Genomic DNA, 26,736 nt, shown 5'->3' on the forward strand with positions numbered 1-26,736 from the left:
CACCCACTTGTCCCGTCACAGGTGCATGCAAAATCAACGACTGACTCCGACCGTCATGGCCCTGGCCGCCGCGGGGCTGCTCACCGCGTGCGGTACGCAAACCGGCTCGGGCAGCGGCTCTGACGGCGGGTCCGTCGGGTCCGAACCGGCCATCACCGGCGTCCACTGGAACGTCGAGAGCCTCACCGTGAACGGCAAGAAACAGCAGGCCCCGGGCGACGCTCACGTCACGATCGACGACAAGGGCAAGGCCGAGGGCAATTACGGCTGCAACGGCTTCTCCGCGGACGTGTCGATGGACGGCGACACCGTCGGCTTCGCCAACGCCGTCTCCACCAAGAGGGCCTGCGACAAGCAGGACTTCGAGGAGACCTTCAAGTCGGCCCTCGCCAAGGGCGACCTGAAGGCCGCCGTCGACGGTGACAAGCTGACGCTCACCACTGACAAGGGAGACCGCGTGGCCCTCACCTCGGAGCCGGAGCCGGATGTCCCGCTGACGGGCACCAAGTGGAACGTGAACGCCATCGGCGACGGCAAGGCCTCGGCGTCCCTGCCGAAGGAAGTGGACGGCAAGGCCCATCTGACCTTCGGCAAGGACGGCACCGTCCGCGGCAAGCTCGGCTGCAACAACGTCACCGCCAAGGCCGAGGTGAAGGGCGACAGCATCACCCTGGGGGCTCCCCGGAGCACCCGGATGATGTGCCAGGGCGCCGCGGCCGACACCGAGAAGAAGCTCCTGAAGCTCTTCGGCGGCGAGGTCAGCTACAAGCTGACCCACGGCGGGCTCTCGCTCACCGCCGCCGACGGCACGGTCGTCAGCGCGAATGCCGACCTGAAGCAGGAGAAGCAGGAGAAGCAGAAGTAGCGACCGTCCGGCGGGAGCGGGACTTCAGCAGGAACGCGCCGCCGAGGGCGAGCATCAGGCCGCCGCCGATGGAGTAGGCGAGGTTGGTGTCGGAGTCGCCGCCGGTCTCGGCGAGTTCGGTGGAGCCGCCCTCGGGGCGCGCGTCGTTGGGGGCCGCGGCGGGCTCGTCCTGTACGGGCTCGTCTTGCGCGGGCGCGCCCTGCGTGGGCTCGTCCTGCGCGGGCTCGGCGGCCTTCGCCGGGGCCGCGGGCGCGGCCACCCCGTCCAGGCTCACCTTCACGGTGGCCGCGTCCGCCCCCGCCTTCACGACCTCTACCTCCACCTTCCGGGCCTTGTCCGTCAGCTTCGTGCCCGCCTTGAGCGCGTCCGCGTCGGCCGGGGCGTCGCCGCCGGTGGACTCGTCGGCGTCCGGGGTCGGGTCCACGAGGGCCGACTCGGCGTACTTCCCGTCCGGCACCCGGTAGGCGTGCACGCCCTGGATCTCGCCGTCGAGGGTGCCGGACCTGTGCCGCAGCTCCACCACGAGACGGTCGTCGCCCAGCGGAATGTCCAGCGCACGGACCCCGCTGCCGCTCCCGTACAGCGGACGCAGCGTGTACGTCGCCGACTTGCCGACCTTCGCCACCTCGCCGCCCGTCAGCCACTTGTTGTGCAGGAGCTCGGGCGAGGTGAGCCCGGCCTCCCAACCGCCGCCGCCCATGGGGGTCTTGTGGCTGGTGCCGTCCTCCTCGCAGCCCTCGCCCAGGTCGCCGTCGGGGCAGCGAAGGCGCATGTGGTGGCTGTAGCCGAAGTTGTGGCCGAACTCGTGGACCAGGGCCGTCATCGACATCTCGCCGTCGGCGCCGACGGGCATCCAGGTGGTGCCACCGCCGACGGTGCCGAGCGCGAGCCAGTCGCAGCCGGCCTTCTCCGAGGGGAAGACGAGCGACAGATGGTCGTAGCTGTCCTCGGGGACGCCCTTCGCGGCGAGCGCCTCGCGCGTCAGGTCGTTGATCTTGCCGGTGTCGCAGCCGGTGGCCGCGAGGTCGATGTCGACGGGCCCTGTGACCCCGTCGCCCTCGGCGGCCTTGAAGGTGGTCGCGCCGCCGGTGACCTCGTTGTAGTACGAGGTGAGGGATCCTTCGGCGCCGAAGTAGTTGTCCTTCAGGGCGGTTTCGAGCTTGCCAGCGTCCGGGATCCGGCTGTCCGTGAAGTTGACCATGGCGACCTGGACGCGCCGCTCCGGCTCCTCGGCGGCGGGCGCGGGAGCGGCGGCGGCAGCGGTGAGGGCTGCGGCCACGGCGGCCGGTATGAGGCAGAGGCGCGGGGACGGCTTCATGGGGGACCTTCCGAGTGGGGGTTCGCGCGGACCTGTAGATCAACTTGGGCGCGCGCGAGGCACGCTAGCGATCACATCGGCCCGCGCGAACCCCTCGGATGGCTTCTTAGGCCGCGCTTAAGGCTCAGTTCAGGCAGCGGGGCACGGGTTCGGCCAAGACGGCCGAGCGGCTCAAGCGGCGGGGTACGGCAGCAGCCCCTTGTCCGTCCTCTCCCACGCCGCCTTCAGCTCCGCGAGCCGCTTCGGCTCGTCCGCGGCCCGGTCGGCCTGCTCCCGCTGGTCCGCTGCGAGGTTGAAGAGCTGGTCGTCGCCGCCCTTGCCCCGGTAGTACTTCCACTCCCCGCGCCGCAGCGCACGCTCCCCGCGCACCCGCCAGAACAGCTCCCGCTCGGCGAGCTCCTCGCCCTTCAGGAGATAGGGCGCGAGGCTGGTCCCGTCGAGCTCGTACGCGGGGTTCGGCCGCGCCCCGCCGATCTCCAGGAGCGTCGCGGTCCAGTCCGGGGTGAACACGGGCTCATGGCTGACCTGCCCGCCGTCGAGCCGCGCGGGCCAGCGCACGATGGTCGGCACGCGGATACCGCCCTCCTGGAGAGAGGACTTGTTGCCCGACAGGGGCCAGTTGTACGAGAAGCGCTCACCGCCGTTGTCGGAGGCGAAGAAGACCAGGGTGTCCTCCTCCTGCCCGGACTTCTTCAGGGCCTTGAGGACCTCACCGACCGACCGGTCCAGGTCCTGCACCAGCTCCGTGTACTTCTCGACGGAGCCGCCGTCCTGGTGCCGGAGCGCGCCCTTGTCGCCCGCCTTGATCCTCCGTACGATCTCGGCGCTCTCCTGCGTGTCCCCGTCCGCTATCCACGGCCAGTGCGGGGTGGTGAAGTTCAGATTGAGCAGCCAGGGCTTGTCCCCGTGGTCCCGCCGGACGTACTCGCTCGCCCGCTCGGTCAGGATCCGCGTGTAGTAGCGCAGGTCCTTGTACTCGGCGTCGCCCTCCCGGACATCGCCCTCGTAGAGGTCGTACTCACCGCCGAGCCCCAGTTTCGAGTAGTACTCCAGGGCCCCGCCGAAGTTCCCGAAGAACTCGTCCCAGCCCGACTTGGTGGGCGAGTACTCCGGCAGGTAGCCGCAGTGCCACTTGCCGATGAGCGCGGTCGCGTACCCGGCGTCCTTGAGCAGCGAGGCCAGCGTCGGATGCGTCGGCTCAAGTCCCACGGACCTGTCCGCGATCGGCTCCGCGAGCCCGCCCTTCGTACGTCCCGGCAAGCGCCCCGTGTAGAGGCTGAAACGGGTCGGCGAGCAGGTCGCCGAGCCGGAGTAGGCGTCGGTGAACCGCACGCCCTGACGCGCGAGACGGTCAAGGTTCGGGGTCTTGATGTGCGGCGCCCCGTAGGAGGAGAGGTCGGCCCAGCCCAGGTCGTCGCCGAGGATGAAGAGGATGTTCGGCCGCTTGGCGCCGCGGCGGGGGGCGGCACGGAAGGGCCGCTCCCGCGCCTCGGCGGCGGCGGGCAGCCCCACGGCGGACGCGGCACCGGCTCCCACGGCGCCGGCGAAGGCACGTCGGGACAGAGCCGGCTTCCGGAACAGGGCGGACTGGTCGTTCGAGGACATGGCTGCGCTCCTGAACGGGGCGTGGCGCGGCAGGGCGGCACGTACCCGAAGTCGGGAAAAGTGAGACGGAGAGTGAGCTGAGGGTGAGCTCAGGCAGCGCTGCGACAGATCGCGCTCGCGACACGGACCAGGTCTACGTGGCGGCGATCCACAAGGATGACCGTCGGGTCATTGAGGGGCTGCTGGGGCATGGACCAGGAGCTTCACGGGACCCGCTCGCCCCTGTCAACGCTCGCGCCCACCTGTTCACACGGGCTTCGTACTCCGCGTACGTACCGGCGTACGCATCGGGCACGTACCGGCGTACGCATCGGCGCCGTCATCACGCTCCGTGCGGGGTCCGTATCCCCAATTCGGACCAGTGGTCGATCTCGCCTACACTCGACGTCGTGCCACGTGGTGACGGTCGACTCAATCATGATCTGCTCCCCGGCGAGAAGGGCCCCCAGGACGCTTGCGGCGTCTTCGGTGTCTGGGCTCCGGGTGAAGAGGTCGCCAAGCTCACTTACTTCGGGCTGTACGCCCTCCAGCATCGAGGCCAGGAGTCCGCGGGAATCGCGGTCAGCAACGGCTCCCAGATCCTTGTCTTCAAGGACATGGGGCTCGTTTCCCAGGTCTTTGACGAAACCTCTCTCAGCTCGCTCCGGGGTCATATCGCGGTCGGTCACGCCCGCTACTCGACCACCGGGGCCTCCGTCTGGGAGAACGCCCAGCCGACGTTCCGTGCCACCGCGCACGGCTCCATCGCGCTCGGGCACAACGGCAACCTCGTCAACACGGCCCAGCTCGCCGAGCTCGTCGCCGAACTGCCCAAGGAGAACGGCCGCGCGACCCAGGTCGCGGCGACCAACGACACCGACCTGGTGACGGCTCTCCTCGCGGGTCAGACGGACGGCGACGGCAAGCCGCTGAGCATCGAAGACGCCGCCATGAAGGTCCTCCCGGACGTTCAGGGTGCCTTCTCCCTCGTCTTCATGGACGAGGGCACGCTGTACGCGGCACGCGACCCGCAGGGCATCCGCCCGCTGGTCCTTGGCCGCCTGGAGCGCGGCTGGGTCATCGCGTCGGAGTCCGCGGCGCTCGACATCTGCGGCGCGAACTACGTCCGCGAGGTCGAGCCCGGCGAGTTCATCGCGGTCGACGAGAACGGACTGCGAACGTCCCGATTCGCGGAAGCGAAGCCCAAGGGCTGTGTCTTCGAGTACGTCTATCTGGCGCGCCCCGACACCGACATCGCCGGCCGGAACGTCTACCTCTCGCGTGTCGAGATGGGGAGAAAACTCGCCGAGGAGGCTCCGGCCGACGCGGACCTCGTCATAGCGACTCCGGAGTCAGGAACGCCCGCCGCGGTCGGTTACGCGGAAGCCTCCGGAATCCCCTTCGGCGTCGGCCTTGTGAAGAACGCCTACGTGGGCCGGACCTTCATCCAGCCCTCGCAGACGATCCGCCAGCTCGGCATCCGTCTGAAGCTGAACCCCCTCAAGGAAGTCATCAAGGGCAAGCGTCTTGTCGTCGTCGACGACTCGATCGTGCGCGGCAACACCCAGCGCGCCCTGGTCAAGATGCTCCGCGAGGCCGGAGCCGCCGAGATCCACATCCGGATCTCATCGCCGCCCGTGAAGTGGCCCTGCTTCTTCGGCATCGACTTCGCGACCCGCGCCGAGCTCATCGCCAACGGAATGACGATCGACGAGATCGCCACCTCCATGGGCGCCGACTCCCTCTCGTACATCTCCATCGACGGCATGATCGAGGCCACGACCATCGACAAGCCGGACCTCTGCCGCGCCTGCTTCGACGGCGTGTACCCGATGGATCTTCCCGACCCCGAGCTGCTCGGCAAGCAGCTCCTGGAGACGGAGCTGGCCGCCGGTCCGGCGTCCACCGCTGCGGCCGACGCGATCCGTCGCCCGTAAGCCACCCGTAGTAACGACACGAAAGCTCTCATCCCCCATGCCTACTGAGCCTTTTGAGCGTGCTCCGCACACGGGCACCGGTGCCAGCTACGCCTCCGCGGGCGTCGACATTGAGGCGGGCGACCGTGCCGTCGAGCTGATGAAGGAGTGGGTGAAGAAGACGAAGCGCCCCGAGGTCCTCGGTGGCATCGGCGGCTTCGCCGGACTCTTCGACGCCTCCGCCCTCAAGCGTTTCGAGCGCCCCCTGCTCGCCTCCGCCACCGACGGTGTCGGCACGAAGGTCGACCTCGCCCGCCAGCTCGGCGTGTACGACACCATCGGGCACGACCTGGTCGCGATGGTCATGGACGACATCGTGGTGTGCGGTGCCGAGCCGCTCTTCATGACCGACTACATCTGCGTCGGCAAGGTCCACCCCGAGCGTGTCGCCGCCATCGTGAAGGGCATCGCCGAGGGCTGTGTGCTCGCGGGCTGCGCCCTCATCGGCGGCGAGACGGCCGAGCACCCGGGTCTCCTGGGTCCGGACGACTTCGACGTGGCGGGCGCGGGTACGGGCGCGGTGGAGGCCGACCGGGTGCTCGGTCCCGATCGCATTCGTCAGGGTGACGCGGTGATCGCCATGGCGTCCTCCGGGCTTCACTCGAACGGGTACTCGCTTGTCCGGCACGTGGTCTTCGACCGCGCGGGATGGTCCCTTGACCGCAGGATCGAGGAGTTCGGCCGCACGCTCGGCGAAGAGCTCCTGGAGCCCACCAAGATCTACTCCCTGGACTGTCTCGCGCTCACCCGCACCACGGACGTCCACGCCTTCAGCCACATCACGGGCGGCGGCCTCGCGGCGAACCTGGGCCGGGTCATCCCGGACGGTCTGCACGCGATCGTCGACCGCGGGACCTGGACGCCCGGCGCCGTCTTCGACGTGGTCGGCAAGGCAGGACAGGTCGAGCGCCTGGAGCTGGAGAAGACGCTGAACATGGGCGTCGGCATGATGGCGATCGTCCCCGAGGAGTCCGCCGACGCGGCCCTGGCGACCCTCGCGGACCGCGGTGTGGACGCCTGGATCGCCGGTGAGATCACCGAGCGCGGCGACCACGCGGACGGCGCGGCACTGATCGGTACGTATTCAAAGTAAATGCGCCGCGAAGCAGCAGCCCGGAAGGGCAGCACAAAACCCGGTCCGGTGTGTCGACCACCCCGGACCGGGTGAAGCGCAGTTGCTACGAGAACTGCAGGTGCTGCGAATGCAACGAGGTCAAGCGCCGCGGCGCTGCGACGAAGGACCGGACTCGTCGGCGGAGTCCTCGTCCTCGTCGTCGTTATACAGATCCGCGTACTGGGCGTACGGGTCGTCTTCCTCGTCGTCGTCGTCCTCGAACGGCTCGCCATTCGGCGGCTGTTGCGAAGTCGAAGCGCCCAGCTCATTGGCCAGGCGCGAGAGGTCAGTCCCGCCGCTGCTGTACTTCAGCTGGCGGGCGACCTTCGTCTGCTTGGCCTTTGCCCGGCCGCGCCCCATGGCTCGACCCCCTCGGATATGGGGCTTGGTGACCCCAGAGTCTTGACACGCGTTCATGATCAGGAACGGGCTCTCCGTGGAGAGGCCGGTCCGTAGGGCTTCCACGGTACCTGCTCCTGCGGCCATACGGTACGTCGCCCGCAGGACGCGCCTCGGCGCAGAACCCGCGAGGAGCCCCGTCCTCGCTGGTCAACTGCGATTTTAACCTCTTCTTGTCGGGCGACCCGCCGACGGGGGTGAGTCTTGTCTCTCGCGCACGTCGGCGGGGCCCTTTCACGGTGCTCCCGGGGTCAGGGGCGGCGGGCCTCCGCCATCCGCTGCTCGGCGATCCTGTCGGCCGCCGCGGCCGGAGGAATACCGTCCACCTTTGCGCGAGCGAATATGGCAAGAGTGGTATCGAAGATCTTTGCCGCCTTCGCCCTGCACCGGTCGAAGTCGAAGCCGTGCAGCTCGTCGGCGACCTGGATCACGCCGCCCGCGTTCACCACGTAGTCGGGCGCGTAGAGGATTCCGCGGTCGGCCAGGTCCTTCTCCACACCGGGGTGCGCGAGCTGGTTGTTGGCCGCGCCGCAGACCACCTTCGCGGTGAGCACCGGCACGGATTCGTCGCTCAGGGCGCCGCCGAGCGCGCAGGGGGCGTACACGTCGAGGCCCTCGACCCGGATCAGCGCATCGGTGTCGGCGACGGCCGTCACGGACGGGTGCTTGTGGGTGACGCGGCGCACGGACTCCTCCCGTACATCCGTGATCACTACCTCGGCGCCGTCCGCCAGGAGGTGCTCCACCAGGTGGTGGCCGACCTTGCCGACGCCCGCGACACCGACCTTGCGGCCACGCAGCGACGGGTCGCCCCACAGGTGGTCGGCCGATGCGCGCATGCCCTGGAAGACACCGAAGGCGGTGAGCACGGAGGAGTCGCCGGCGCCGCCGTTCTCCGGGGAGCGGCCGGTCGTCCAGCGGCACTCGCGCGCGACGACGTCCATGTCGGCGACGTACGTACCGACATCGCACGCCGTCACGTAGCGGCCGCCGAGCGAGGCCACGAAGCGGCCATAGGCGAGGAGCAGCTCGTCGCTCTTGATCTGCTCCGGGTCGCCGATGATCACGGCCTTGCCGCCGCCGTGGTCGAGACCGGCCATGGCGTTCTTGTACGACATCCCGCGCGCGAGGTTCAGCGCGTCCGCGACGGCGGCTTCCTCGCTCGCGTACGGGTAGAAGCGGGTGCCGCCGAGGGCCGGGCCCAGGGCGGTGGAGTGGATGGCGATGACGGCCTTGAGGCCGCTGGCACGGTCCTGGCAGAGCACTACTTGCTCATGGCCCCCCTGGTCCGAGTGGAACAGGGTGTGCAGGACGCCGTTGTCAGCTTCGGTCACTGTGGTGACTCCCGGTCAAGTGGCGGCGGTTGGGCGGGCGCCCGTGCGGGTGGCGGGGTCCGATGGGCATGAGACTAGAGCCTGTGAGAACCCGCTGACCGCGCAGTGCCGAGGATCACCCTCTCCTGTCGCGCCGGAAGCACGGTGGAGTTCGGCCATGGCACGATTTGCAGTGTTTTCCAGCCGGTACGCGGGGGAGGGAGCAGCCGTGCCCAAGGTCTCTTCGTTGATCGTCCCGTACGCGTCCTACTTGCGTGTTTATGAGCCTCTCGCAGCCTTCCCGGAGCCCGAGCGCGGCCACTGGGCGCAGTACGCGCGCCGCGCCGACCGCCCCTCGTACCAGGACGAACTCCGCCGCTCCCTGGCCGATTTGCTGCCCACGCCGCCGGTCCCGGTACCGGTGCACGAGAGCAGCGACGCGTTCGTGGTGGAGGCCGACGGGGTGGTGTGCGTCTGCCCCTGGCGCACCCGGCTCCGCGGCTGGCAGGCCCTGGGGGACCTGGCGGCCGGGCAGCTGCCCCCGCCGGTCCTCGACGCGGCCCTGCCGCCGGTGGTGCGCCGCCAGACGGCCGCGGACTACGAACAATGGCTTGCCCGCAACCCCGACGCGCGGCCCTGGATCCGTACGTCCACATGGCAGGTGCCGCTGAACTGGTTCGTACTCGTCTCGGACGAGGAGCGTCAGTTCGAGAAGGGGTACGAGGGATACGAGGGGTACGAAGAGGGGCGCGAGGGGCGCGAGGAGGGCGAGGTGGCGGCCCGTGCGCCCGTCCTGCGCTACCGGACGCCGATGGTGCAGGCCCGGCGCCGGGTGGCCCGCGGGCTCAGGACGCTGCGGGACACGATCGAGGAGGGGCCGCTCGTCGACGGGCTCATGGACGTGGGCCGGTGGCTGGAGGAGTTCCATCCGCGCTCCCTGGTCGAGCTCGACTACGGCGGGCTCGTGCACGCCCTCTCCGGGGACCAGCTCGACGAGGACCACTCGGCGGCGGATGTGGCGGAGGGGATCGAGGCGCTGCGCGACGGCGACGGCGAGGGGGCCGGCGAGGCGTATGCGAGGCTCATGGAGCGATGGAGGGCGGTCCGGGACCGCCAGTTCTCGAACTGACGTCAGCCGGGCGTTCGTAGGTCACCCCTACGGGGCGTTCCTACGCGGCGCCTACACGGGACGTAGGTCCTGATCCGGGCTTTTGTCTCAAGCGTGACGGACCGCACTTACTGCCCCCTTGCGCCCATCACCCCTCCTCGTGCCAAAATAGGACAAGGAGTCCGGGGAGGGCTCCTTCCGTCCATGTAAGGGCGGATTACTCGGTATTGCACGCTATGGGAAGTCTGTTGTCTCCTGATCACTCTGTGACTGATCGTCACTGTGGCGTGACTGTCCGCTATGGCATGGTCCATCGGCTTCCGTCGCTGATAGACACCTGGGAGGGCAATTCCATCGGTTTGGCCGACGTGGCTGGACGGATGGTGTAGTTGTAGTGCCGAAGACAAGCCGTTCGTCCTATAACCGACTCGACCCGCGTCCGCCATTTCGGGCAACGCGGGTCAAGGTGCAGAATTTAGAGGAATGAACCGAGAAGGTTCGGTTCTCCGAGGAGGCCGCTCATGACCGCTCGCACCCCTGATGCCGAGCCGCTGCTGACCCCGGCTGAGGTTGCCACGATGTTCCGCGTCGACCCCAAGACGGTGACGCGCTGGGCCAAGGCTGGCAAGCTCACGTCGATTCGCACGCTCGGCGGCCATCGCCGTTACCGCGAGGCCGAGGTTCGCGCACTGCTCGCGGGTATCCCGCAGCAGCGCAGCGAGGCCTGATTTGCCGCATAACCGCAGTACCCGGACGAAGAGTACGACCGCTGCTGGGTCCCCCAATCCAGCCGCAACGTCCGACTTTTAGCTACACGCGACGCGGGTCCCGCCCCAACGGGTCCCACGCCTGAGCCTCATGGGTGAGTCGTCATCGATCGCGCTGGACTCCGCCGGGTCCAGCGCGATCTTTTTTGTGCGCCAGAGGGGCCCTGGTGAGCACCGCTGTGAGCGGGCTTGTTGGTCTCTGAGGGGTGCTGGTGCCGCGCTGTGGGGAGGCTGTGGCGCCGCAGGCCGTGCCGACTCCCGTCGCCCTTGCGGCGCCCGGGCGGGCGTCTGGCGGGTGCCGCGTGAGGTGGCCGCGGGGCGGTGCAATTGCACATATTAAATTGACTGGTTGTAAGACGGGTGTAAGTTCGAGGGTTTCCAAAACAAGTTCGGTGACACCCGTCACACGACGAGAGCCTTGTTGCCCGCGATGCCTCTGAGCTAGAGGAGATCCCGGTCCGCGCAGGGGAGTTGGTTCCGCGCGCCCGACGTCCTCCCCCTCACCCTCCCACCACCGGAGTGGGTCGCGGGTCGGCTTTGGTCACGCGTTCGGGGGACTTTCGTCCTCGCCCGGCTCCGAGGTGCCCTCGCAGTCGCCTTGAGCGGCCGAAGGGGCCTCCAGGGCGAGGCGTTCGAGCCGGTGGCAGATCGGGCAGTGCCGGGTCGCGTGCCGATAGCTCATCGCAGCGGACAGGTGGGCACGCAGCAGAGCGCGTGTCTCGTGCCGTGCGGACGCCGCCGAAGCCGTCATGCGACACCTCCAGATGGGGAACCGGTCCCGCCCCGCTCCCTGATGTCTAGGTACCGGCGGAATGTGACGCAGTCAAGGTGTGCGCACGCAAGAAGGGCCGTACTCGCCAAGCGAGTACGGCCCTTCTTCTGCTGCGGTCCTGGGGTGTGATGGTGCACGTGAAGAGGGCCCGCATCCTTGTCGGATGTGGGCCCTCTTCCTACTGCGGTCCTGACGGGATTTGCTGTGTCTGATTGCGGCTGCGCCGCGGGCGCGGCCTCCGCCTCGACGGGGTGGGGTGCGGGGCGTGGGGTGCGGGGTGTGATGGTGCACGTGAAGAGGGCCCGCATCCTTGACGGATGCGGGCCCTCTCCCTACTGCGGTCCTGACGGGATTTGAACCCGCGGCCTCCACCTTGACAGGGTGGCGAGCACTCCAAACTGCTCCACAGGACCTTGCTTTGCGGCGCTGGTTGCTGCGTTGCGCTGCGAGACAGGACTCTACAGCAGCGCAGGCCCGGCGGTCGAACTCACCCAGGGTGCCGGGGTGATCACGGTGCGGCGGCGTCGATCGCCTTCACGATCCGCTTGTCGGAGACGGGGTACGCCGTGCCCAGCGCGTGGGCGAAGTAGCTGACGCGGAGCTCCTCCAGCATCCAGCGGATGTCCAGGACCTCCTGGGGGACGGGGCGGCCCCGCGGGAGCTGTTCCAGGAGCCAGGCGTACTCGTCCTGCATCTCGTGGACCTTCTCCATGCGTGACGTGTCCCGCTGGACGTTCGTCGGCATCTGCTGGAGGCGCCGGTCGGCGGCCACCATGTAGCGCATCAGGTCCGCCAGGCGGCGGATCCCCGTGGCCGTGACGAAGCCGGGGCCGACGAGGGCGTCCAACTGCGCCCGTACGTCCGTGAGGTTGGCCAGGAGCGTCGGGCTCTTCGTCGACTTCAGGCGGCGCTCGCAGGCCTGCCAGGCGGCGAGGACCTGCTGGACCTGGTTCACCGTGCGGACCGTCGTGTCGACGATCTCGGCGCGCACCTTCTCGTACAGCTTGCGGTACGACTCCTCGTCCCAGGCGGGACCGCCGAAGTCGCCGATGAGCTTGTCCGCGGCGGCCATGGCGCAGTCGGCGAAGAGCGCCTGGATGGAGCCGTGCGGGTTCGCGGACAGGGCGATCTTCTGGGCGTTGGTCAGCTTGTCCGACGCGAACTTGGCCGGATTCACGGGGATGTTGCGCAGAATGAGGCGGCGCGTGCCCTTCCACATCGCCTGCTGCTGCTCGGCCTCCGTGTCGAAGAGGCGTACGGAGACGGTGTTCGCTGCGGAGCCGTCGTCCACGAGGGCGGGATACGCCTTCACCGGCTGACCCGCGCGGCGCGTCTCGAAGACGCGGCTGAGGGAGCCGATGGACCAGTCCGTGAGCCCGGCGCGTTCGACGGCCGCGCCGCCACTGCGCTCGGCCGTGGCGGCAGCCGCCTGGGAGAGGGCCTTGCGCGCCTTCGGGCGGAGCTGGAGCTTGAGCGCCTCCAGGTCCTTGTCCTCGGAGAGGTTCTTGCGCCGCTCGTCGGTGATCCGGAACGTGATCTTCAGGTGGTCCGGTACGCGCGAGAGATCGAAGTCGTCCGGCGAGACGGGTACGCCCACCATCCGCTGGAGCTCACGGGCGAGCGTCACGTGCAGCGGCTCCTGGAGCGGGACCGCGCGCTCCAGGAACGCCTTCGCGTAGTTGGGCGCGGGGACGTAGTGCCGGCGGATCGGCTTGGGCAGGGAGCGGATCAGCTCGATCACGACCTCCTCGCGCAGACCCGGGATCTGCCAGTCGAAGCCGTCCGCCGTGACCTGGTTCAGGACCTGGAGCGGGATGTGGACCGTGACGCCGTCCGCGTCCGCGCCCGGCTCGAACTGGTACGTCACCTTGAACTTGAGCGGCCCCTGCCGCCACGTATCGGGATAGTCGTCCTTCGACACGTCCCCCGCACGCTCGTTGATGAGCATGGAGCGCTCGAAGTCGAGCAGCTCGGGCTCTTCCCGGTGCTTCTTCTTCCACCAGGAGTCGAAGTGCGCCCCGGAGACGACGTCCTGGGGCACCCGCTGGTCGTAGAAGTCGAAGAGCGTCTCGTCGTCGACGAGGATGTCGCGGCGCCGAGCCCGGTGCTCCAGCTCCTCCACCTCGGTCAGGAGGCGGCGGTTGGCGGCGAAGAACTTGTGGTGCGTGCGCCAGTCGCCCTCGACGAGCGCGTTGCGGATGAACAGGTCGCGGGAGACCTCGGCGTCGATGCGGCCGTAGTTCACCTTGCGATCGGTGACGAGCGGGATGCCGTACAGCGTCACCTTCTCGACCGCCATCACCGCGGCCTGGTCCTTCTCCCAGTGGGGCTCGCTGTACGTGCGCTTCAGGAGGTGCTGGGCGAGCGGCTCGACCCACTCGGGCTCGATGCGCGCGTTGACGCGGGCCCACAGCCGGGACGTCTCCACCAGCTCGGCGGACATGATGAAGCGCGGGGGTTTCTTGAAGAGGGCCGAGCCGGGGAAGACCGCGAACTTGGCATTACGGGCGCCCAGATATTCGTTGCGCCCGCCGCGCTGCTTGGGATCGCTGTCCTTCGACTCCTTCACGTCCTTCATCCCGATGTGGGAGAGGAGTCCGGCCAGGAGCGAGATGTGGACCTGCTGCTCGGGGGCGTCGTCCTCGTTGAGGTTGATCCCCATCTGCTTGGCGACCGTACGCAGCTGCGTGTAGATGTCCTGCCACTCGCGGATCCGCAGGAAGTTCAGGTACTCCGACTTGCACATCCGGCGGAACGAGGACGAGCCGCGCTCCTTCTGCTGCTCGCGGATGTACCGCCACATGTTGAGGTAGGCCAGGAAGTCGGAGGTCTCGTCCTTGAAGCGCGCGTGCTGCTGGTCGGCCTGCGTCTGCTTCTCGGCGGGGCGCTCGCGCGGGTCCTGGATGGAGAGCGCGGCGGCGATCACCATGACCTCGCGCACGCAGCCGTTCTTGTCGGCCTCCAGGACCATGCGGGCCAGGCGCGGGTCCACCGGGAGCTGGGCCAGCTTGCGGCCCTGCGGGGTGAGGCGCTTCTTCGGGTCCTTCTGCGTGGGGTCGAGCGCGCCCAGTTCCTGGAGGAGCTGCACGCCGTCGCGGATGTTGCGGTGGTCCGGCGGGTCGATGAAGGGGAACTTCTCGATCTCGCCGAGCCCGGCCGCCGTCATCTGGAGGATGACCGACGCGAGGTTGGTGCGCAGGATCTCCGCGTCCGTGAACTCGTCGCGGGAGACGAAGTCGTCCTCCGAGTAGAGGCGGATGCAGATGCCGTCCGACGTACGGCCGCAGCGGCCCTTGCGCTGGTTGGCGCTGGCCTGGCTGATCGCCTCGATGGGCAGCCGCTGCACCTTCGTACGGTGGCTGTAGCGGGAGATGCGGGCCGTGCCCGGGTCGATGACGTACTTGATGCCCGGGACGGTCAGGGACGTCTCGGCGACGTTCGTGGCGAGGACGACGCGTCTTGCTGTTCCTGCGTCGGGCCGCTGGAAGACGCGGTGCTGCTCGGCGTGCGAGAGGCGTGCGTAGAGCGGGAGAACCTCGGTGAAGCGGTAGTTCTTCTTGTTCAGCGCGTCCGCCGTGTCCCGGATCTCGCGCTCTCCGGAGAGGAAGACGAGGATGTCGCCCTTGCCCTCGCCCTGGAGCTCCTCGACGGCCTCCGTGATCGCGGTGATCTGGTCGCGGTCACTGTCTTGCGAATCCTCTTCGAGGAGCGGGCGGTAACGCACCTCGACGGGATACGTACGGCCGCTGACCTCGACGATCGGGGCGTCCCCGAAGTGTCTGGAGAACCGCTCGGGGTCGATGGTCGCCGAGGTGATGACGACCTTCAGGTCCGGGCGCTTGGGGAGGAGCTGGGCGAGATACCCGAGCAGGAAGTCGATGTTCAGCGACCGCTCGTGGGCCTCGTCGATGATGATCGTGTCGTACGCGCGCAGCTCGCGGTCCGTCTGGATCTCGGCCAGCAGGATGCCGTCCGTCATCAGCTTCACGTACGTGTCGGCGCCCACCTGGTCCGTGAAGCGGACCTTCCAGCCGACGGCCTCGCCGAGCGGGGTGTTCAGCTCGTCGGCCACGCGCTCGGCGACCGTGCGGGCCGCGATACGGCGGGGCTGCGTATGGCCGATCATGCCCCGCAGGCCGCGGCCGAGCTCCATGCAGATCTTGGGGATCTGCGTCGTCTTGCCGGAGCCCGTCTCGCCCGCGACGATCACGACCTGGTGGTCGCGGATCGCCTCGGCGATGTCGTCCTTCTTCTGGCTGACCGGGAGCTGTTCGGGATACGTGATCTTGGGCAGACGGCTGCCCCGCTCGGCCATCCGCGCCGCTGCCTTGTCCACGTCCGCCGCGATTTCGGCGAGGACGGTGGCCCGGGCATCGGGCTTGCGGATCCGGCGCGCACCCTCGAGCCGGCGGCCGATCCGGTGCTCGTCGCGCAGCGACAGCTCGGACAGACGGGGGGCGAGGGCGTCGAGGGTGAGGGCAGGCTGCGTAGACATACGGCGTCCAGGATCTCACCCGCCGCTCGGAGGTGGCGAACCGATTTATCCGGCGGGGCGCCCAGGGACGTACGATTCCGGGCATGTTGTCGCGTGCGCGTCTGTCGTGGTGCCCCTTGCTCGGGGTGCTGCTCGTCGTGCTCGGGGCGTTCTGCGCGCCCGCCGCCATCGCGTCCACCGCCTCGGCGCAGCAGCCGCGAGCTGCGGTGACGTCGTCCGTTCACGAGGCCGACAGCGTGCCCGGCTGCGGCAAGGGCGGGCAGCGGGACGACGGGGGCCGTCCGGCGGCGCCACCGCGCCCCAGTTCGGCACATGAACTGCTCCCCGCGCTGTACGAGGCCCACGCGGCGACCGGCACCTGGGGCGCCGACCAGGCCGTGCTCGCCGTCACGCCGGGCCGCGCGCCACCCGCGCTCGCGCCGCCGTCGCCGATAGAACTCTCCGTTCTGCGCGTCTAGGAGACCCCTGTCGCAGCTGTTCCAGCTGTCTCGGCCAGCGGTCCCTTGATCAACGACGTACGCAACAGGAGAAGCGCACAGCCATGTCCAAGAAGCCCAGCACGCCCAGCACACCCGGCAAGTCCAGCACGCCCAGCACGCCCAGCACGCCCGGCAAGTCCAGCAAGTCCGGCAGGCCCAGCAAGTCCGGCAAGAAGAACGTCGCCATCGGAGCCGGAGTGGCCGTCGCCGCCCTGCTGCTCGGCGCCGCCTCCTACAGCGCCACCAAGCCCGACGAGCCCTCCTCTGTCACCGCGAAGGAGGAGCCCGCAGCCGACGTCTCCGCCGATCCGCAGGCCGGGGTCTACCCGGAGCTGGCCAAGCTCGCCAGGCGCGACGCCAAGGACCCGCTCGCGCAGGGGCGCGCGAACGCGCCGGTCGTGCTCATCGAGTACGCCGACTTCAAGTGCGGCTACTGCGGCAAGTTCGCCCGCGACACCGAGCCCGGCCTGGTGAAGAAGTACGTCGACGAGGGCACCCTGCGCATCGAGTGGCGCAACTTCCCGATCTTCGGCGCGGACTCCGAGTCGGCCGCGCGGGGCGCGTGGGCCGCCGGCCGGCAGGGGCGCTTCTGGCAGTTCCACGAGGCGGCGTACGCGCAGGGATCCAAGGAGAAGGGGTTCGGGGGCGAGCGGCTGAAGGAGCTCGCGAAGGAGGCCGGGGTCAAGGACGTCGGCCGCTTCTCGGACGACGCGGGAAGCGCCGGCGCCAAGGCGGCGGTGAAGAAGGACCAGGAGGAGGCGTACGGCCTGGGGGCCACGTCGACCCCGTCCTTCCTGGTCAACGGGCGGCCCATCTCCGGTGCGCAGCCGGATGAGGTCTTCGACCAGGCGATCGAGCAGGCGGCTGGGAGCGCGGGCAAGGGTGGGAAGAAGTGACCGCCGATGTGGGGTACTTCGCGGCCTTCCTGGGTGGTCTTCTCGCCCTGGTGAGCCCGTGCAGCGCACTGCTCCTCCCCGCCTTCTTCGCGTACTCGATCGACTCGACCTCGCGCCTGCTCGCCCGGACCGGCATCTTCTACGCCGGTCTCGCGACGACCCTCGTGCCGCTCGGCGCGGCGGGCTCGGTCGCCGGGCGGTTCTTCTTCGGGCACCGGGACCAGCTGGTCCTCGTCGCCGGGTGGCTGATCATCGCGCTCGGGGTGCTGCAGGTCGTGGGCATGGGGTTCGCCTCGCGGAAGATGGCCGAGCTGTCGGGGCGCATCCGGCCGACGACCGCGGTCTCCGTGTACGCGCTGGGGGCGGTGTACGGGCTCGCGGGCTTCTGCGCGGGGCCGATCCTCGGGAGTGTGCTGACCGTGGCGGCGGTGAGCGGCAGCCCTGTCTACGGTGGGCTGCTGCTCGCCGTCTACGCGCTGGGGATGGCGGTGCCGCTGTTCGTGCTCGCGCTGCTCTGGGAGCGCTTCGATCTCGGGCGGCGGCGCTGGCTGCGGGGGCGCGCCTTTTGGATCGGCCGCTTCGAACTGCACACGACCTCGCTCCTGTCGGGCCTCTTCTTCGTGGCTCTCGGTGCGCTCTTCCTCGCGTACGACGGGACCACCGCGCTGCCGGGGCTGCTCGATGTCGATGACTCGTTCGCCGTGGAGCGGTGGGCGGGAGGTGTGGGCCGGGCCGTGCCGGACTCGGTGCTCCTTGTCGGGGTGGTGGCGCTGGTGGGCGTGGGGCTTGCGGTGCGGGGGTGGCGGCGGAGGGGGCGTAGCCCTGTGGAGGCTGAGAAGGGCTGAGAAGGGCTGAGCGGGCTGAGCGGGCTGAGTGAAGCCGAGTGAGGGTGAGCGAGGGTGAGCGAGGGTGAGTCCGCTTTGAGTGGTTTAGCGTACTTATATGTCTCACCCTCAGCAGGAGCCCGACCGGCCCGAGCGCGAAGAGCACCAGCACGGCGCCCACGGGCGGGCTCCCACCCGGGGCGAGCGGTGGCAGGCGTTCAAGCAGTCGCCGTTCCTGCCGGCGATCGTGCTGGTGTTCATCCTGGCCGCTGCGGCGGGGCTCTTCGCGGGCTCGTACACGTACTCCATGGCGGACCCGACCCCGCACCGCGTTCCCACGGCGGTGGTGGGGGCGCAGGACGCGACGCGGGGGAAGGCGTTTCTCGGCGGCATGGAGAAGGCGCTGAACGCTTCCCTTGAGATCCACGAGTACGACAGCGTCGCCGCGGCGCGTGACGCCGTGGAGGAGCAGAAGGTCTTCGCGATCCTCGCGGTGTCCCCGGGCGGCGGGGAGTCCGGCAGCAAGGTGACCTTCGATGTCTCGGGGGCCTCCGGGGCGTCGGTCGCCCAGGTGCTCGCGGAGACCGCGCCGAAGGTGGGCGAGAAGGTCGGGGTGCCGGTGACGGTGAAGGACATCAAGCCGCTCCAGGAGGGTGACCCGCGGGGGCTCGCGATCTTCTACATCTCGCTGGCCGCGGTGATCATCGGCTTCGTCGGGGCGATCCAGCTGAGCGTGCACGCGCGGGGCCTCAATCCCGCGGAGCGGATCGGCTTCACGGTGCTCTACGCGCTGCTCGGCGGGTTCGTGATCGCGGCGGTGGTGGACTGGTGGCTGGGGGCGGTGGATCTGCCGTTCGTGGAGTCGTGGCTGATCCTGGCGCTGACGATGTTCACGTCGGGCATGGTGTTCTCGATGTTCAACACGTTGTTCGGGCGCTGGGCGATGATTCCCACGTGGGGCCTGATGGTGCTGCTCGGCAACCCGTCGTCGGGCGGGGCGGTCTCGTGGCCGCTGCTGCCTTCGGTGCTCGGCCACATCGGCCGCTGGCTGCCACCGGGGGCATCGGTGAACGCGCAGCACACGGCGGTGTACTTCGGCGGCCACCAGCACGCGTTTCCGTTCCTGGTGCTCGCGGGGTGGGCGGTGCTCGCGAGCGCGGTGTTCTGGGTATGGCGCCACCGGCATCCCGGGGGCAGGGAGAAGGCGGCGGCGCACGCGGCGGTTCCGGCGGCGGGGTGAGCGGCTGACGCGCTGTGACCGAACCGGCGGCCCATCGCCTTTCAGGCGCATGGGGAACGGCGAAGGCCCCGTCCAGTGGGACGGGGCCTTCGGAGAGGTGGCTGGGGCCGGGATCGAACCGGCGACCTATCGCTTTTCAGGCGATCGCTCGTACCAACTGAGCTACCCAGCCACGCGATTCAAGGAATCGCAAGCGGTCCTGACGGGATTTGAACCCGCGGCCTCCACCTTGACAGGGTGGCGAGCACTCCAAACTGCTCCACAGGACCAAGCATTGTGCGAGCACTAGTCTCGCACAAGGTGTTGCGTGCCCCCAACGGGATTCGAACCCGTGCTACCGCCTTGAAAGGGCGGCGTCCTGGGCCACTAGACGATGAGGGCTAAGGGCCCACCTGGGCGCTTTGCAGCGCGTCGGGGACGTGAGAAGCATATGGGATGCGGGGAGCTATCGCCAAAACGGTTATCCGGGGGTCGGGGTACCGCTCCCCGATGACCGGCTCGGAGGGGCCGGCGAGGGCGTCGCGCCGGGCTGGTTCTCCTCCGGCAGATGGCGGCTGACCTCCGCCTTCGTCAGTCCGAGGCCGCCCAGTTTGATCTCGTCCCACGCCTGGAGGCGCCGGGTGTCCCGGTCCAGGTAGAGGACGGACGCCTCGACCGGGTCGGGGTACTTGCCCTCCACCGCGCGCAGTCCGCTCCCTCCCGTGGACCCCTCGACCCGCAGCCGCGTACCCCGCTTCATGACCTCCATCTCCTGGTGGTGCACATGCCCGGCGAGGACCAGCGGCACCTCGCCGTCGGTCTCCCGCGCCGCGTCCGGGTTGTGGGCGACGGCGATGTCGACGGGAGTACCGGCCGCCTGCTGGTCGCGCAGGGCGGAGGCGAGCCGGATGCCCGCCATCTTCTCGACGGGTTCGCCCTCCGCCCGCACCGAGCGGTCCGGGGTGTACTGCGGATCGCCCGTCCCCGCGAACCGCAGCCCCGCGACCGACACCGCACTGCCCTCGTCCAGGACGTGGACGTTCCGCATCCGCTGCAGATAGCGCTGGGTGGTGGCCGAGTCGTGGTTGCCCCGGACCCAGACGTACGGGGCGCCCAGGTCCTCGATCGGGTCGAGGAACGCGTTCTCGGCCGCGCTGCCGTGGTCCATCGTGTCGCCGGAATCGACGATGGCGTTGATGTCGTACTGCTCGACGAGCGAGGCGATGATCTTCCAGCTCGCCGGATTGAGGTGGATGTCAGAGACGTGCAGGACGCGGATCGTGGACGGGTCCGGCTGGTACGCGGGAAGCGTCGACGTCACGTCGTACAGCTTCGTCACGTTGGTGACAAGGCGCGCCAGTTCCTGCTGGTACACGTCGAATTCGCTGACGATGTTGCGGGCGTTGCCGACCACCGACGGCGCGCTGCTGAGGAGGCCGGAGAACTTCGGTTCGAGGACCGACTTGGGGTTCCACGTCGCGTACGCCGCCGCGCCCGACGCGGCGAGCAGCGCCAGGGCGAGTCCGCCCGCCGCCATGGCCCGGCGCGGACGCCGGTAGACCGCGAGGCCAAGGCCCGTGGCGCCCGCGACGACGGCCGCGCAGGAGCGTACGGCCAGGTCGAGCGTGCCGTGTCCGACGTCCTTGGCCACCTCGTCCTGGAGGCCGGAGAGCCGCTCGGGGTGGTCGACCAGGGCCTGGGAGCGGACCGGGTCCAGGCGGTTCACGTCCACGTCGAGGCGGATGGGGGCGATGTGCGAGCGCAGTTCGAGGTCGCCGAGCGGCGAGACGTTGATCTTCGTGCCGCCGGTGAGCGAGGGGCGCAGCGTCATCCGGGTGTCCATCGGGCCGACCGGCGCGTGCACGCTGCCCACGATCAGGAGGCCGAGCCAGGCGCCGAACAGGACGACCGCGACCAGGCCCGCGGCGCGGCCGTACGGATGGGGAGGGCTGACGAGCTCGCCGACCGGGTGGGGGTGGCGGGATCGATAGTGGCGTACGAGGGCGGCGAGCGCACGGAAGTCGCGGGCCATTGGTCCGGTATGCCCAGGGGGAGAGGCGGCTATGCGGGGCGGTGGCCGACAATGGGGGTGTGCTGGAGATGACGCGGGAAGAGTTCGAGGAACTGGTCGCCGAGGCGCTCGACCGGATTCCTCCCGAGTTGACGCGGTTGATGGACAACGTGGCGGTGTTCGTGGAGGACGAACCTCCCGCCGAGGATCCCGAGCTGCTCGGGCTCTATGAAGGGACTCCGCTGACGGACCGGGGCGAGTGGTACGCGGGCGTGCTGCCCGACCGGATCACGGTCTACCGGGGGCCGACGCTGCGCATGTGCGCCTCGCGCGAGGAGGTCGTCGCGGAGACCGAGATCACGGTGGTGCACGAAGTCGCACATCACTTCGGGATCGACGACGAGCGCCTGCACGCCCTGGGATACGGCTGACGGTCGGGCGTCACGGTGCGTGTCCTCTTGCACGGCAAGGGAGTTGGGTAGTACGTCCCCGCTTCTCAGCGCCTCGGAGGTGCTCGGCCGTGCGCCAGTTGTACGTTCCTGTCCGGTGGACCGCGGCGGCCGTGGCCGTCCTGGCGACCGCGGGCTGCATGAGCGTCGGTGACGACGGGGGCGGCGGCCCCGGCCCCGCGCACTCCCCCGGCGGGCGCAGCGCGGCAGCCGCCCCGGACGGCCGCGGTGGCACCGCGGGCGGCGAATCGGCCGCCGGCGGCGACGCCAACCACGGCGACGCCAAGGGTGGCAAGCACGGCAAGAGCAAGGGCAAGGGCGGAGGCAAGGGCGGAGGGAAGGGCAAGGGGCGGTCGGACGACTCGGGCGAGTCCGGTTCCGATGCCTCACAGGCCTCGGCGTCCGCGTCCGGCGGCGGCGACCCGGCCCCGCCGACGAAGGGCGGGCGGCCCTCGCCCACGCGGACCAGGCCCGACCCGCCGCGCCCCACGCCGACGCCCGATCCCCCGAAGCCGACCCCGACTCCCGAGCCCACTCCGGAGCCCTCGTCGTCGGCGCACGAGGAGCCGAACCCGGGGGCGCAGCTGGGGGAGCGGTCGCGCGAACTCAGGGCGCGGGAGCCTTCACCGCAGGCCGGGCCCGCTTAAGACCCGGCAGGACTGGGAACACTCCCTTGCAGAGAACGGTCCGGCCCCAGTCCGAAACCCGCTTCGTCGCAGGTGAGACGAGCTGCGGGGTGCGGAACCCAAGGTGCCCTGGAGGGTGTGGTTTGCCTTCCGGGGGGTTGGGTGCGTATGGTGGTAGATCGTTTGATCCCATTTGCCCGGCGCCGAAAAAGAAGAGCGCCGCGTGGCGCGTACTCTCCCTTGCCGTGGCTGACCGCATAGAGGCGGTCCATTGCGAAATCACGGAGTTGACGGGCGCGTGCCGAGACTCCGGAAGGTTTCGCATTTCGCATGTCCATTTCTCATTCTGACCACGCCGTCCTGCCCGAGAACGAGACGACCGACACCGACGAGCTGACGGTCGAGCCCACCGTCGAGGCAGTCGAGACCGTCCAGGCCGCAGACGTCGTGGAAGCCGCCGAGCAGGTCGTAGTCGAGACCGAGGCTGCTGCGGAGGCCGTCAAGGCCGACACCAAGGCCGACGAGGCCGACACCAACGCCGACGAGGCCGACACCAACGCCGACGAGGCCGACACCAAGGCCGAAGCGGCCGACGAAGACACCGAGACCGGCCCCACCTTCGGTGACCTCGGTCTGCCCGAGGGCATCGTCCGCAAGCTCGCCCAGAACGGCGTGACCGCCCCCTTCCCGATCCAGGCCGCGACCATCCCGGACGCCCTGGCAGGCAAGGACATCCTCGGCCGCGGCCGTACGGGCTCCGGCAAGACCCTCTCCTTCGGTCTGCCGATGCTCACGACGCTGGCCGCCGAGGGCCGCACCGAGAAGAAGAAGCCCCGCGGCGTCATCCTGACCCCGACCCGTGAGCTCGCGATGCAGGTCGCGGACGCGCTCCAGCCGTACGGCGACGTGCTCGGCCTGAAGATGAAGGTCGTCTGCGGCGGTACGTCCATGGGCAACCAGATCTACGCCCTCGAGCGCGGCGTCGACATCCTCGTCGCCACCCCGGGCCGTCTGCGCGACATCATCAGCCGCGGCGCCTGCTCGCTGGAGAACACCCAGATCGCGGTGCTCGACGAGGCCGACCAGATGTCCGACCTGGGCTTCCTGCCCGAGGTCACCGAGCTGCTCGACCAGGTTCCCTCCGGCGGCCAGCGCATGCTGTTCTCGGCCACGATGGAGAACGAGATCTCCTCGCTGGTCAAGCGCTACCTGACCAACCCGGTGACGCACGAGGTCGACAGCGCCCAGGGCAACGTCACGACCATGTCGCACCACATCCTGATCGTGAAGCCCCGCGACAAGGCGCCCGTCACGGCCGCCATCGCCGCGCGCAAGGGCCGCACGATCATCTTCGTCCGCACCCAGCTGGGCGCCGACCGCATCGCCGAGCAGCTCTGCGAGTCCGGTGTGAAGGCCGACGCGCTGCACGGCGGCATGACGCAGGGCGCTCGTACGCGCGTTCTTGAGGACTTCAAGAAGGGCTACGTCAACGCGCTCGTCGCCACCGACGTCGCCGCCCGAGGCATCCACGTCGACGGCATCGACCTGGTCCTGAACGTGGACCCGGCCGGCGACCACAAGGACTACCTGCACCGTTCAGGGCGTACCGCTCGCGCGGGCCGCTCCGGCACGGTCGTGTCCCTCTCGCTGCCGCACCAGCGCCGCCAGATCTTCCGTCTGATGGAGGACGCGGGCGTCGACGCCGGGCGTCACATCATCAACGGCGGCGGCACCTTCGACCCGGAGGTCGCCGAGATCACCGGCGCCCGTTCGATGACCGAGGTGCAGGCCGACTCCGCGGGCAACGCCGCGACCCAGGCCGAGCGTGAGGTCAAGGACCTCACCAAGGAGCTGGAGCGCGCGACCCGCCGCGCGACCGAGCTGCGCGAGGAGGCCTCGCGCCTCACCGCGCGTGCCGCCCGCGAGCGTGGCGACGACCCGGAGACCGCGGTCGCCGAGGCCACCGCCGCCGCCGAGGCCGTCGTCGAGGCGGCTGTCTCCGTCCCGGAGCAGCCCGTCGCCGCCGCCCGCGAGGAGCGCCGTCCGCAGCGCGACGACCGTGGCAACTACGAGCGTGAGCGCCGTGACGACCGCGGTGGCCGTTCCTTCGAGCGTCGTGACGACAACCGTGGCGGTGGCTCCGGCTTCCGTGGCGGCGACCGTCGCGAGGGCGGCGACCGCGGCGGCTTCAACCGCGACCGTCGTGACGACAACCGCGGTGGCGGCTCCGGCTTCCGCGGCGGCGACCGTCCCTCGGGTGGCGGCTTCCGTGGGGGCGAGCGTCGTGACGACAACCGTGGCGGTGGCTCCGGCTTCCGCGGCGGCGACCGTCCCTCGGGTGGCGGCTTCCGTGGCGGCGAGCGTCGTGACGACAACCGTGGTGGCGGCTCCGGCTTCCGTCGCGACGACCGTCCCTCCGGCGCCCACCGCGGCAGCGACCGTCCGTTCAACCGTGACCGTCGTGACGACCGTCCCGCCGGTGGCGCCCGCTCCGGCGGCCACGACCGCCCGGCGTTCAACCGCGACCGCTCCGGCACCGGCACCGGCTCCTTCGGCCGCCGCGACGACAAGCCGCGCTGGAAGCGCAACAGCTGACGCTGACGCTTGAGCGAGTGAACTGAGGCAGCGGGCCCGTCCCTTCGGGGGCGGGCCCGCTGTCGTATGCCAAACGTGACGTGTGTCATGTCCCTGCCGTGGGCAACGCTCGTGCATGAAACCACCACCAGGCTCCGACGAGGAACGCCTCGCCCAGCTCGGCTACACCCAGGTCCTGGCCCGCCGCATGTCCGCGTTCTCCAACTACGCGGTCTCGTTCACGATCATCTCGGTCCTGTCCGGCTGCCTCACCATGTACCTGTTCGGCATGAACACCGGCGGCCCCGCCCTGATCACCTGGGGCTGGGTCGGGGTCGGCCTCATGACGCTGTTCGTCGGGCTCGCGATGGCGGAGATCTGTTCCGCCTACCCGACATCGGCCGGGCTCTACTTCTGGGCGCACCGCCTCGCGCCCTCGCGGAGCGCCGCCGCCTGGGCGTGGTTCACGGGGTGGTTCAACGTGCTCGGGCAGGTCGCCGTCACCGCCGGGATCGACTTCGGCGCGGCCTCGTTCCTGGGCGCCTACCTGAATCTGCAGTTCGACTTCCAGATCACCGAGGGCCGTACGATCCTGCTCTTCGCCGCGATCCTCGTACTGCACGGCCTGCTCAACACCTTCGGCGTGCGCATCGTCGGGCTGCTGAACAGCGTCAGCGTCTGGTGGCACGTCTTCGGGGTCGCCGTCATCGTCGGCGCGCTCGCCTTCTCACCGGACTCGCACCAGTCGGCGTCCTTCGTCTTCACCGAGTTCGTGAACAACACGGGGTGGGGCAGCGGGCTGTACGTGGCCCTCATCGGGCTGCTGATGGCCCAGTACACCTTCACCGGCTACGACGCCTCCGCGCACATGACCGAGGAGACGCACGACGCGTCCACCGCCGGGCCCAAGGGCATCGTCCGCTCCATCTGGACGTCCTGGATCGCAGGCTTCGTACTGCTCCTGGGCTTCACCTTCGCCATCCAGTCGTACGACGGCGCCCGCGCATCGGCGACGGGGGCGCCACCCGCCCAGATCCTCCTCGACGCGCTCGGCGCGACCACGGGCAAGCTGCTCCTCCTCGTCGTCATCGGCGCACAGCTGTTCTGCGGCATGGCGTCCGTGACCGCCAACTCCCGGATGATCTACGCCTTCTCGCGGGACGGAGCGCTGCCGTTCTCGCACGTCTGGCACTCGGTCAACCCGCGTACGCGCACACCCGTCGCGGCGGTCTGGCTCGCGGCCATCGGCGCGCTCGTCCTCGGCCTGCCCTACCTGATCAACGTCACGGCGTACGCGGCGGTGACGTCCATCGCCGTCATCGGCCTCTACATCGCCTACGTCATCCCGACCCTGCTCCGGCTCCGCAAGGGTGAGGAATTCGATCGCGGGCCGTGGCACTTGGGCCGCTGGTCACGTCCGATCGGCATCGTGGCGGTGGCCTGGGTCGGCGTGATCACGGTCCTCTTCATGCTGCCGCAGGTCTCGCCGATCACCTGGAAGACCTTCAACTACGCCCCGATCGCGGTCCTGGCCGTCCTCGGCTTCGCCGCGACCTGGTGGCTCGCGTCGGCCAGGCACTGGTTCCTCAACCCGGACCACGAGCGCACGGCGGCCCGCGAGGCGGCCCGGCGCGGGGCCCCGGAACCGACCGATCCCTGACGGCGCCGAGGCCGTCAGCGGCCCGTCGCGGAACCCGCGACGGGCCAGGGAGGCGATACCCGATCGGACGGCGCGGCCTGTCCGGCTATGCTCGGGGGGTGCGTCCGCACGGACCGTTAGCTCAATTGGCAGAGCAGTGGACTTTTAATCCATTGGTTGTGGGTTCGAGTCCCACACGGTCTACCAGAAAATCGGGCCCTGACCTGCGGCTTTAGCCGCAGGTCAGGGCCCGACCCGTTCCTGGTGATCATGTGCTGGCCCGCTGTCGGCCCGCTGCTGGCCCTCTC

General features: G+C 69.6%; 21 protein-coding genes and 5 tRNA genes. 14 read left to right on the forward strand and 12 right to left on the reverse strand.

Going from position 1 to position 26,736, the window contains the following annotated elements; translation table 11 throughout:
• Nucleotides 1-25: 25 nt before the first annotated feature.
• Nucleotides 26-865: an META domain-containing protein gene (locus ACFVXC_RS37410; protein ID WP_389915052.1), complete on the forward strand. Its 840-nt coding sequence runs from the start codon at nt 26-28 to the stop codon at nt 863-865.
• Here the strand turns inward: ACFVXC_RS37410 and ACFVXC_RS37415 are convergent.
• The 3 genes from ACFVXC_RS37415 to ACFVXC_RS37425 form a co-directional block, all read right to left on the reverse strand.
• Nucleotides 816-2,183 (reverse strand): LPXTG cell wall anchor domain-containing protein, encoded by a 1,368-nt coding sequence (locus tag ACFVXC_RS37415; RefSeq protein WP_389915055.1) that lies wholly within the window; start codon nt 2,181-2,183, stop codon nt 816-818. The genes ACFVXC_RS37410 and ACFVXC_RS37415 overlap by 50 nt on opposite strands.
• A 171-nt stretch (nt 2,184-2,354) precedes the next feature.
• A complete protein-coding gene (locus ACFVXC_RS37420) occupies nt 2,355-3,788 on the reverse strand; it encodes a sulfatase (RefSeq protein ID WP_389915057.1) in 1,434 nt (477 codons plus the stop codon).
• A gap of 89 nt (nt 3,789-3,877) precedes the next feature.
• Complete coding sequence (locus ACFVXC_RS37425; protein ID WP_389915060.1) at nt 3,878-3,979, reverse strand: putative leader peptide; 102 nt, start codon at nt 3,977-3,979, stop codon at nt 3,878-3,880.
• Nucleotides 3,980-4,177: 198 nt separating this feature from the next.
• Here ACFVXC_RS37425 and purF point away from each other — a divergent pair, with 198 nt between their 5' ends.
• Together purF and purM are read left to right on the forward strand one after the other, a co-directional pair.
• A complete protein-coding gene (gene purF / locus ACFVXC_RS37430; RefSeq protein WP_389915062.1) occupies nt 4,178-5,704 on the forward strand; it encodes an amidophosphoribosyltransferase in 1,527 nt (508 codons plus the stop codon).
• A 37-nt stretch (nt 5,705-5,741) separates the two neighbouring features.
• Nucleotides 5,742-6,836 (forward strand): phosphoribosylformylglycinamidine cyclo-ligase, encoded by a 1,095-nt coding sequence (gene purM / locus ACFVXC_RS37435; RefSeq protein ID WP_389915065.1) that lies wholly within the window; start codon nt 5,742-5,744, stop codon nt 6,834-6,836.
• Nucleotides 6,837-6,956: 120 nt separating this feature from the next.
• Here purM and ACFVXC_RS37440 read toward each other — a convergent pair whose 3' ends face one another.
• A complete protein-coding gene (locus ACFVXC_RS37440; RefSeq protein ID WP_389915068.1) occupies nt 6,957-7,217 on the reverse strand; it encodes a DUF3073 domain-containing protein in 261 nt (86 codons plus the stop codon).
• Nucleotides 7,218-7,507: 290 nt separating this feature from the next.
• Nucleotides 7,508-8,590, reverse strand: coding sequence for a Leu/Phe/Val dehydrogenase (locus tag ACFVXC_RS37445; RefSeq protein ID WP_389915071.1), 1,083 nt, complete (start codon nt 8,588-8,590; stop codon nt 7,508-7,510).
• A gap of 208 nt (nt 8,591-8,798) precedes the next feature.
• Between ACFVXC_RS37445 and ACFVXC_RS37450 the strand changes: the two genes are divergently transcribed.
• Together ACFVXC_RS37450 and bldC are read left to right on the forward strand one after the other, a co-directional pair.
• Nucleotides 8,799-9,698 carry a hypothetical protein gene (locus tag ACFVXC_RS37450; RefSeq protein WP_389915073.1) on the forward strand — a complete coding sequence of 300 codons (900 nt, stop codon included), beginning with the start codon at nt 8,799-8,801 and terminating at the stop codon, nt 9,696-9,698.
• 500 nt (nt 9,699-10,198) lie between these two features.
• Nucleotides 10,199-10,405: a developmental transcriptional regulator BldC gene (gene bldC / locus ACFVXC_RS37455; protein WP_003949541.1), complete on the forward strand. Its 207-nt coding sequence runs from the start codon at nt 10,199-10,201 to the stop codon at nt 10,403-10,405.
• A 580-nt stretch (nt 10,406-10,985) separates the two neighbouring features.
• Here the strand turns inward: bldC and ACFVXC_RS37460 are convergent.
• The 3 genes from ACFVXC_RS37460 to hrpA form a co-directional block, all read right to left on the reverse strand.
• Nucleotides 10,986-11,195 (reverse strand): DUF6274 family protein, encoded by a 210-nt coding sequence (locus ACFVXC_RS37460; RefSeq protein WP_389915075.1) that lies wholly within the window; start codon nt 11,193-11,195, stop codon nt 10,986-10,988.
• A gap of 359 nt (nt 11,196-11,554) precedes the next feature.
• Nucleotides 11,555-11,629, reverse strand: a tRNA-Asp gene (locus ACFVXC_RS37465).
• A 95-nt stretch (nt 11,630-11,724) separates the two neighbouring features.
• Nucleotides 11,725-15,711, reverse strand: coding sequence for an ATP-dependent RNA helicase HrpA (gene hrpA, locus ACFVXC_RS37470; protein WP_389915078.1), 3,987 nt, complete (start codon nt 15,709-15,711; stop codon nt 11,725-11,727).
• An 83-nt stretch (nt 15,712-15,794) separates the two neighbouring features.
• Between hrpA and ACFVXC_RS37475 the strand changes: the two genes are divergently transcribed.
• The 4 genes from ACFVXC_RS37475 (at nt 15,795) to ACFVXC_RS37490 (ending at nt 19,150) form a co-directional block, all read left to right on the forward strand.
• The gene (locus tag ACFVXC_RS37475; RefSeq protein ID WP_389915081.1) at nt 15,795-16,169 is read left to right on the forward strand and encodes a hypothetical protein; all 375 of its coding nucleotides are present in this window, start codon (nt 15,795-15,797) and stop codon (nt 16,167-16,169) included.
• Nucleotides 16,170-16,252: 83 nt separating this feature from the next.
• Complete coding sequence (locus ACFVXC_RS37480) at nt 16,253-17,086, forward strand: DsbA family protein (protein ID WP_389915084.1); 834 nt, start codon at nt 16,253-16,255, stop codon at nt 17,084-17,086.
• Nucleotides 17,083-17,931, forward strand: a complete 849-nt coding sequence (locus ACFVXC_RS37485) for a cytochrome c biogenesis CcdA family protein (RefSeq protein WP_389915086.1) — start codon at nt 17,083-17,085, stop codon at nt 17,929-17,931. The genes ACFVXC_RS37480 and ACFVXC_RS37485 overlap by 4 nt, the downstream gene beginning before the upstream one ends.
• 97 nt (nt 17,932-18,028) lie before the next feature.
• Entirely contained in the window at nt 18,029-19,150 is a 1,122-nt protein-coding gene (locus ACFVXC_RS37490) for an ABC transporter permease (RefSeq protein WP_389915089.1), read from the forward strand.
• Nucleotides 19,151-19,248: 98 nt separating this feature from the next.
• Here ACFVXC_RS37490 and ACFVXC_RS37495 read toward each other — a convergent pair.
• From ACFVXC_RS37495 to ACFVXC_RS37510, 4 genes are all read right to left on the reverse strand, one after another.
• Nucleotides 19,249-19,322, reverse strand: a tRNA-Phe gene (locus ACFVXC_RS37495).
• A 22-nt stretch (nt 19,323-19,344) separates the two neighbouring features.
• Nucleotides 19,345-19,419 (reverse strand) — tRNA-Asp (locus tag ACFVXC_RS37500).
• 39 nt (nt 19,420-19,458) lie between these two features.
• Nucleotides 19,459-19,531: transfer RNA gene (locus ACFVXC_RS37505), tRNA-Glu, on the reverse strand.
• Between the two features lie 79 nt (nt 19,532-19,610).
• A complete protein-coding gene (locus tag ACFVXC_RS37510; RefSeq protein ID WP_389915092.1) occupies nt 19,611-21,161 on the reverse strand; it encodes a metallophosphoesterase in 1,551 nt (516 codons plus the stop codon).
• A 59-nt stretch (nt 21,162-21,220) separates the two neighbouring features.
• On the opposite strand from ACFVXC_RS37510, the gene ACFVXC_RS37515 reads away from it, so the two are divergent.
• From ACFVXC_RS37515 to ACFVXC_RS37535, 5 genes are all read left to right on the forward strand, one after another.
• A complete protein-coding gene (locus ACFVXC_RS37515) occupies nt 21,221-21,571 on the forward strand; it encodes a metallopeptidase family protein (protein ID WP_389915095.1) in 351 nt (116 codons plus the stop codon).
• An 89-nt stretch (nt 21,572-21,660) separates the two neighbouring features.
• Nucleotides 21,661-22,236 (forward strand): hypothetical protein, encoded by a 576-nt coding sequence (locus ACFVXC_RS37520; RefSeq protein ID WP_389915098.1) that lies wholly within the window; start codon nt 21,661-21,663, stop codon nt 22,234-22,236.
• A gap of 309 nt (nt 22,237-22,545) precedes the next feature.
• Nucleotides 22,546-24,810 (forward strand): DEAD/DEAH box helicase, encoded by a 2,265-nt coding sequence (locus tag ACFVXC_RS37525; RefSeq protein ID WP_389915101.1) that lies wholly within the window; start codon nt 22,546-22,548, stop codon nt 24,808-24,810.
• A 115-nt stretch (nt 24,811-24,925) separates the two neighbouring features.
• Nucleotides 24,926-26,449 carry an amino acid permease gene (locus ACFVXC_RS37530; RefSeq protein WP_389915104.1) on the forward strand — a complete coding sequence of 508 codons (1,524 nt, stop codon included), beginning with the start codon at nt 24,926-24,928 and terminating at the stop codon, nt 26,447-26,449.
• A gap of 110 nt (nt 26,450-26,559) precedes the next feature.
• Nucleotides 26,560-26,635 (forward strand) — tRNA-Lys (locus ACFVXC_RS37535).
• Nucleotides 26,636-26,736 lie beyond the last annotated feature (101 nt).

The organism is Streptomyces sp. NPDC058257 (assembly GCF_042881845.1).
Classification (GTDB): Bacteria; Actinomycetota; Actinomycetes; order Streptomycetales; family Streptomycetaceae; genus Streptomyces.

Bases quoted from the DNA above. Each gene is read 5' to 3' on its own strand.
- ACFVXC_RS37410 (WP_389915052.1), top strand. From the start codon at position 26: ATGCAAAATCAACGACTGACTCCGACCGTCATGGCCCTGGCCGCCGCG.
- ACFVXC_RS37415 (WP_389915055.1), bottom strand. From the start codon at position 2,183: ATGAAGCCGTCCCCGCGCCTCTGCCTCATACCGGCCGCCGTGGCCGCA.
- ACFVXC_RS37420 (WP_389915057.1), bottom strand. From the start codon at position 3,788: ATGTCCTCGAACGACCAGTCCGCCCTGTTCCGGAAGCCGGCTCTGTCC.
- ACFVXC_RS37425 (WP_389915060.1), bottom strand. From the start codon at position 3,979: ATGCCCCAGCAGCCCCTCAATGACCCGACGGTCATCCTTGTGGATCGC.
- purM (WP_389915065.1), top strand. From the start codon at position 5,742: ATGCCTACTGAGCCTTTTGAGCGTGCTCCGCACACGGGCACCGGTGCC.
- ACFVXC_RS37440 (WP_389915068.1), bottom strand. From the start codon at position 7,217: ATGGGGCGCGGCCGGGCAAAGGCCAAGCAGACGAAGGTCGCCCGCCAG.
- bldC (WP_003949541.1), top strand. From the start codon at position 10,199: ATGACCGCTCGCACCCCTGATGCCGAGCCGCTGCTGACCCCGGCTGAG.
- ACFVXC_RS37460 (WP_389915075.1), bottom strand. From the start codon at position 11,195: ATGACGGCTTCGGCGGCGTCCGCACGGCACGAGACACGCGCTCTGCTG.
- hrpA (WP_389915078.1), bottom strand. From the start codon at position 15,711: ATGTCTACGCAGCCTGCCCTCACCCTCGACGCCCTCGCCCCCCGTCTG.
- ACFVXC_RS37475 (WP_389915081.1), top strand. From the start codon at position 15,795: ATGTTGTCGCGTGCGCGTCTGTCGTGGTGCCCCTTGCTCGGGGTGCTG.
- ACFVXC_RS37480 (WP_389915084.1), top strand. From the start codon at position 16,253: ATGTCCAAGAAGCCCAGCACGCCCAGCACACCCGGCAAGTCCAGCACG.
- ACFVXC_RS37490 (WP_389915089.1), top strand. From the start codon at position 18,029: ATGTCTCACCCTCAGCAGGAGCCCGACCGGCCCGAGCGCGAAGAGCAC.
- ACFVXC_RS37510 (WP_389915092.1), bottom strand. From the start codon at position 21,161: ATGGCCCGCGACTTCCGTGCGCTCGCCGCCCTCGTACGCCACTATCGA.
- ACFVXC_RS37525 (WP_389915101.1), top strand. From the start codon at position 22,546: ATGTCCATTTCTCATTCTGACCACGCCGTCCTGCCCGAGAACGAGACG.
- ACFVXC_RS37530 (WP_389915104.1), top strand. From the start codon at position 24,926: ATGAAACCACCACCAGGCTCCGACGAGGAACGCCTCGCCCAGCTCGGC.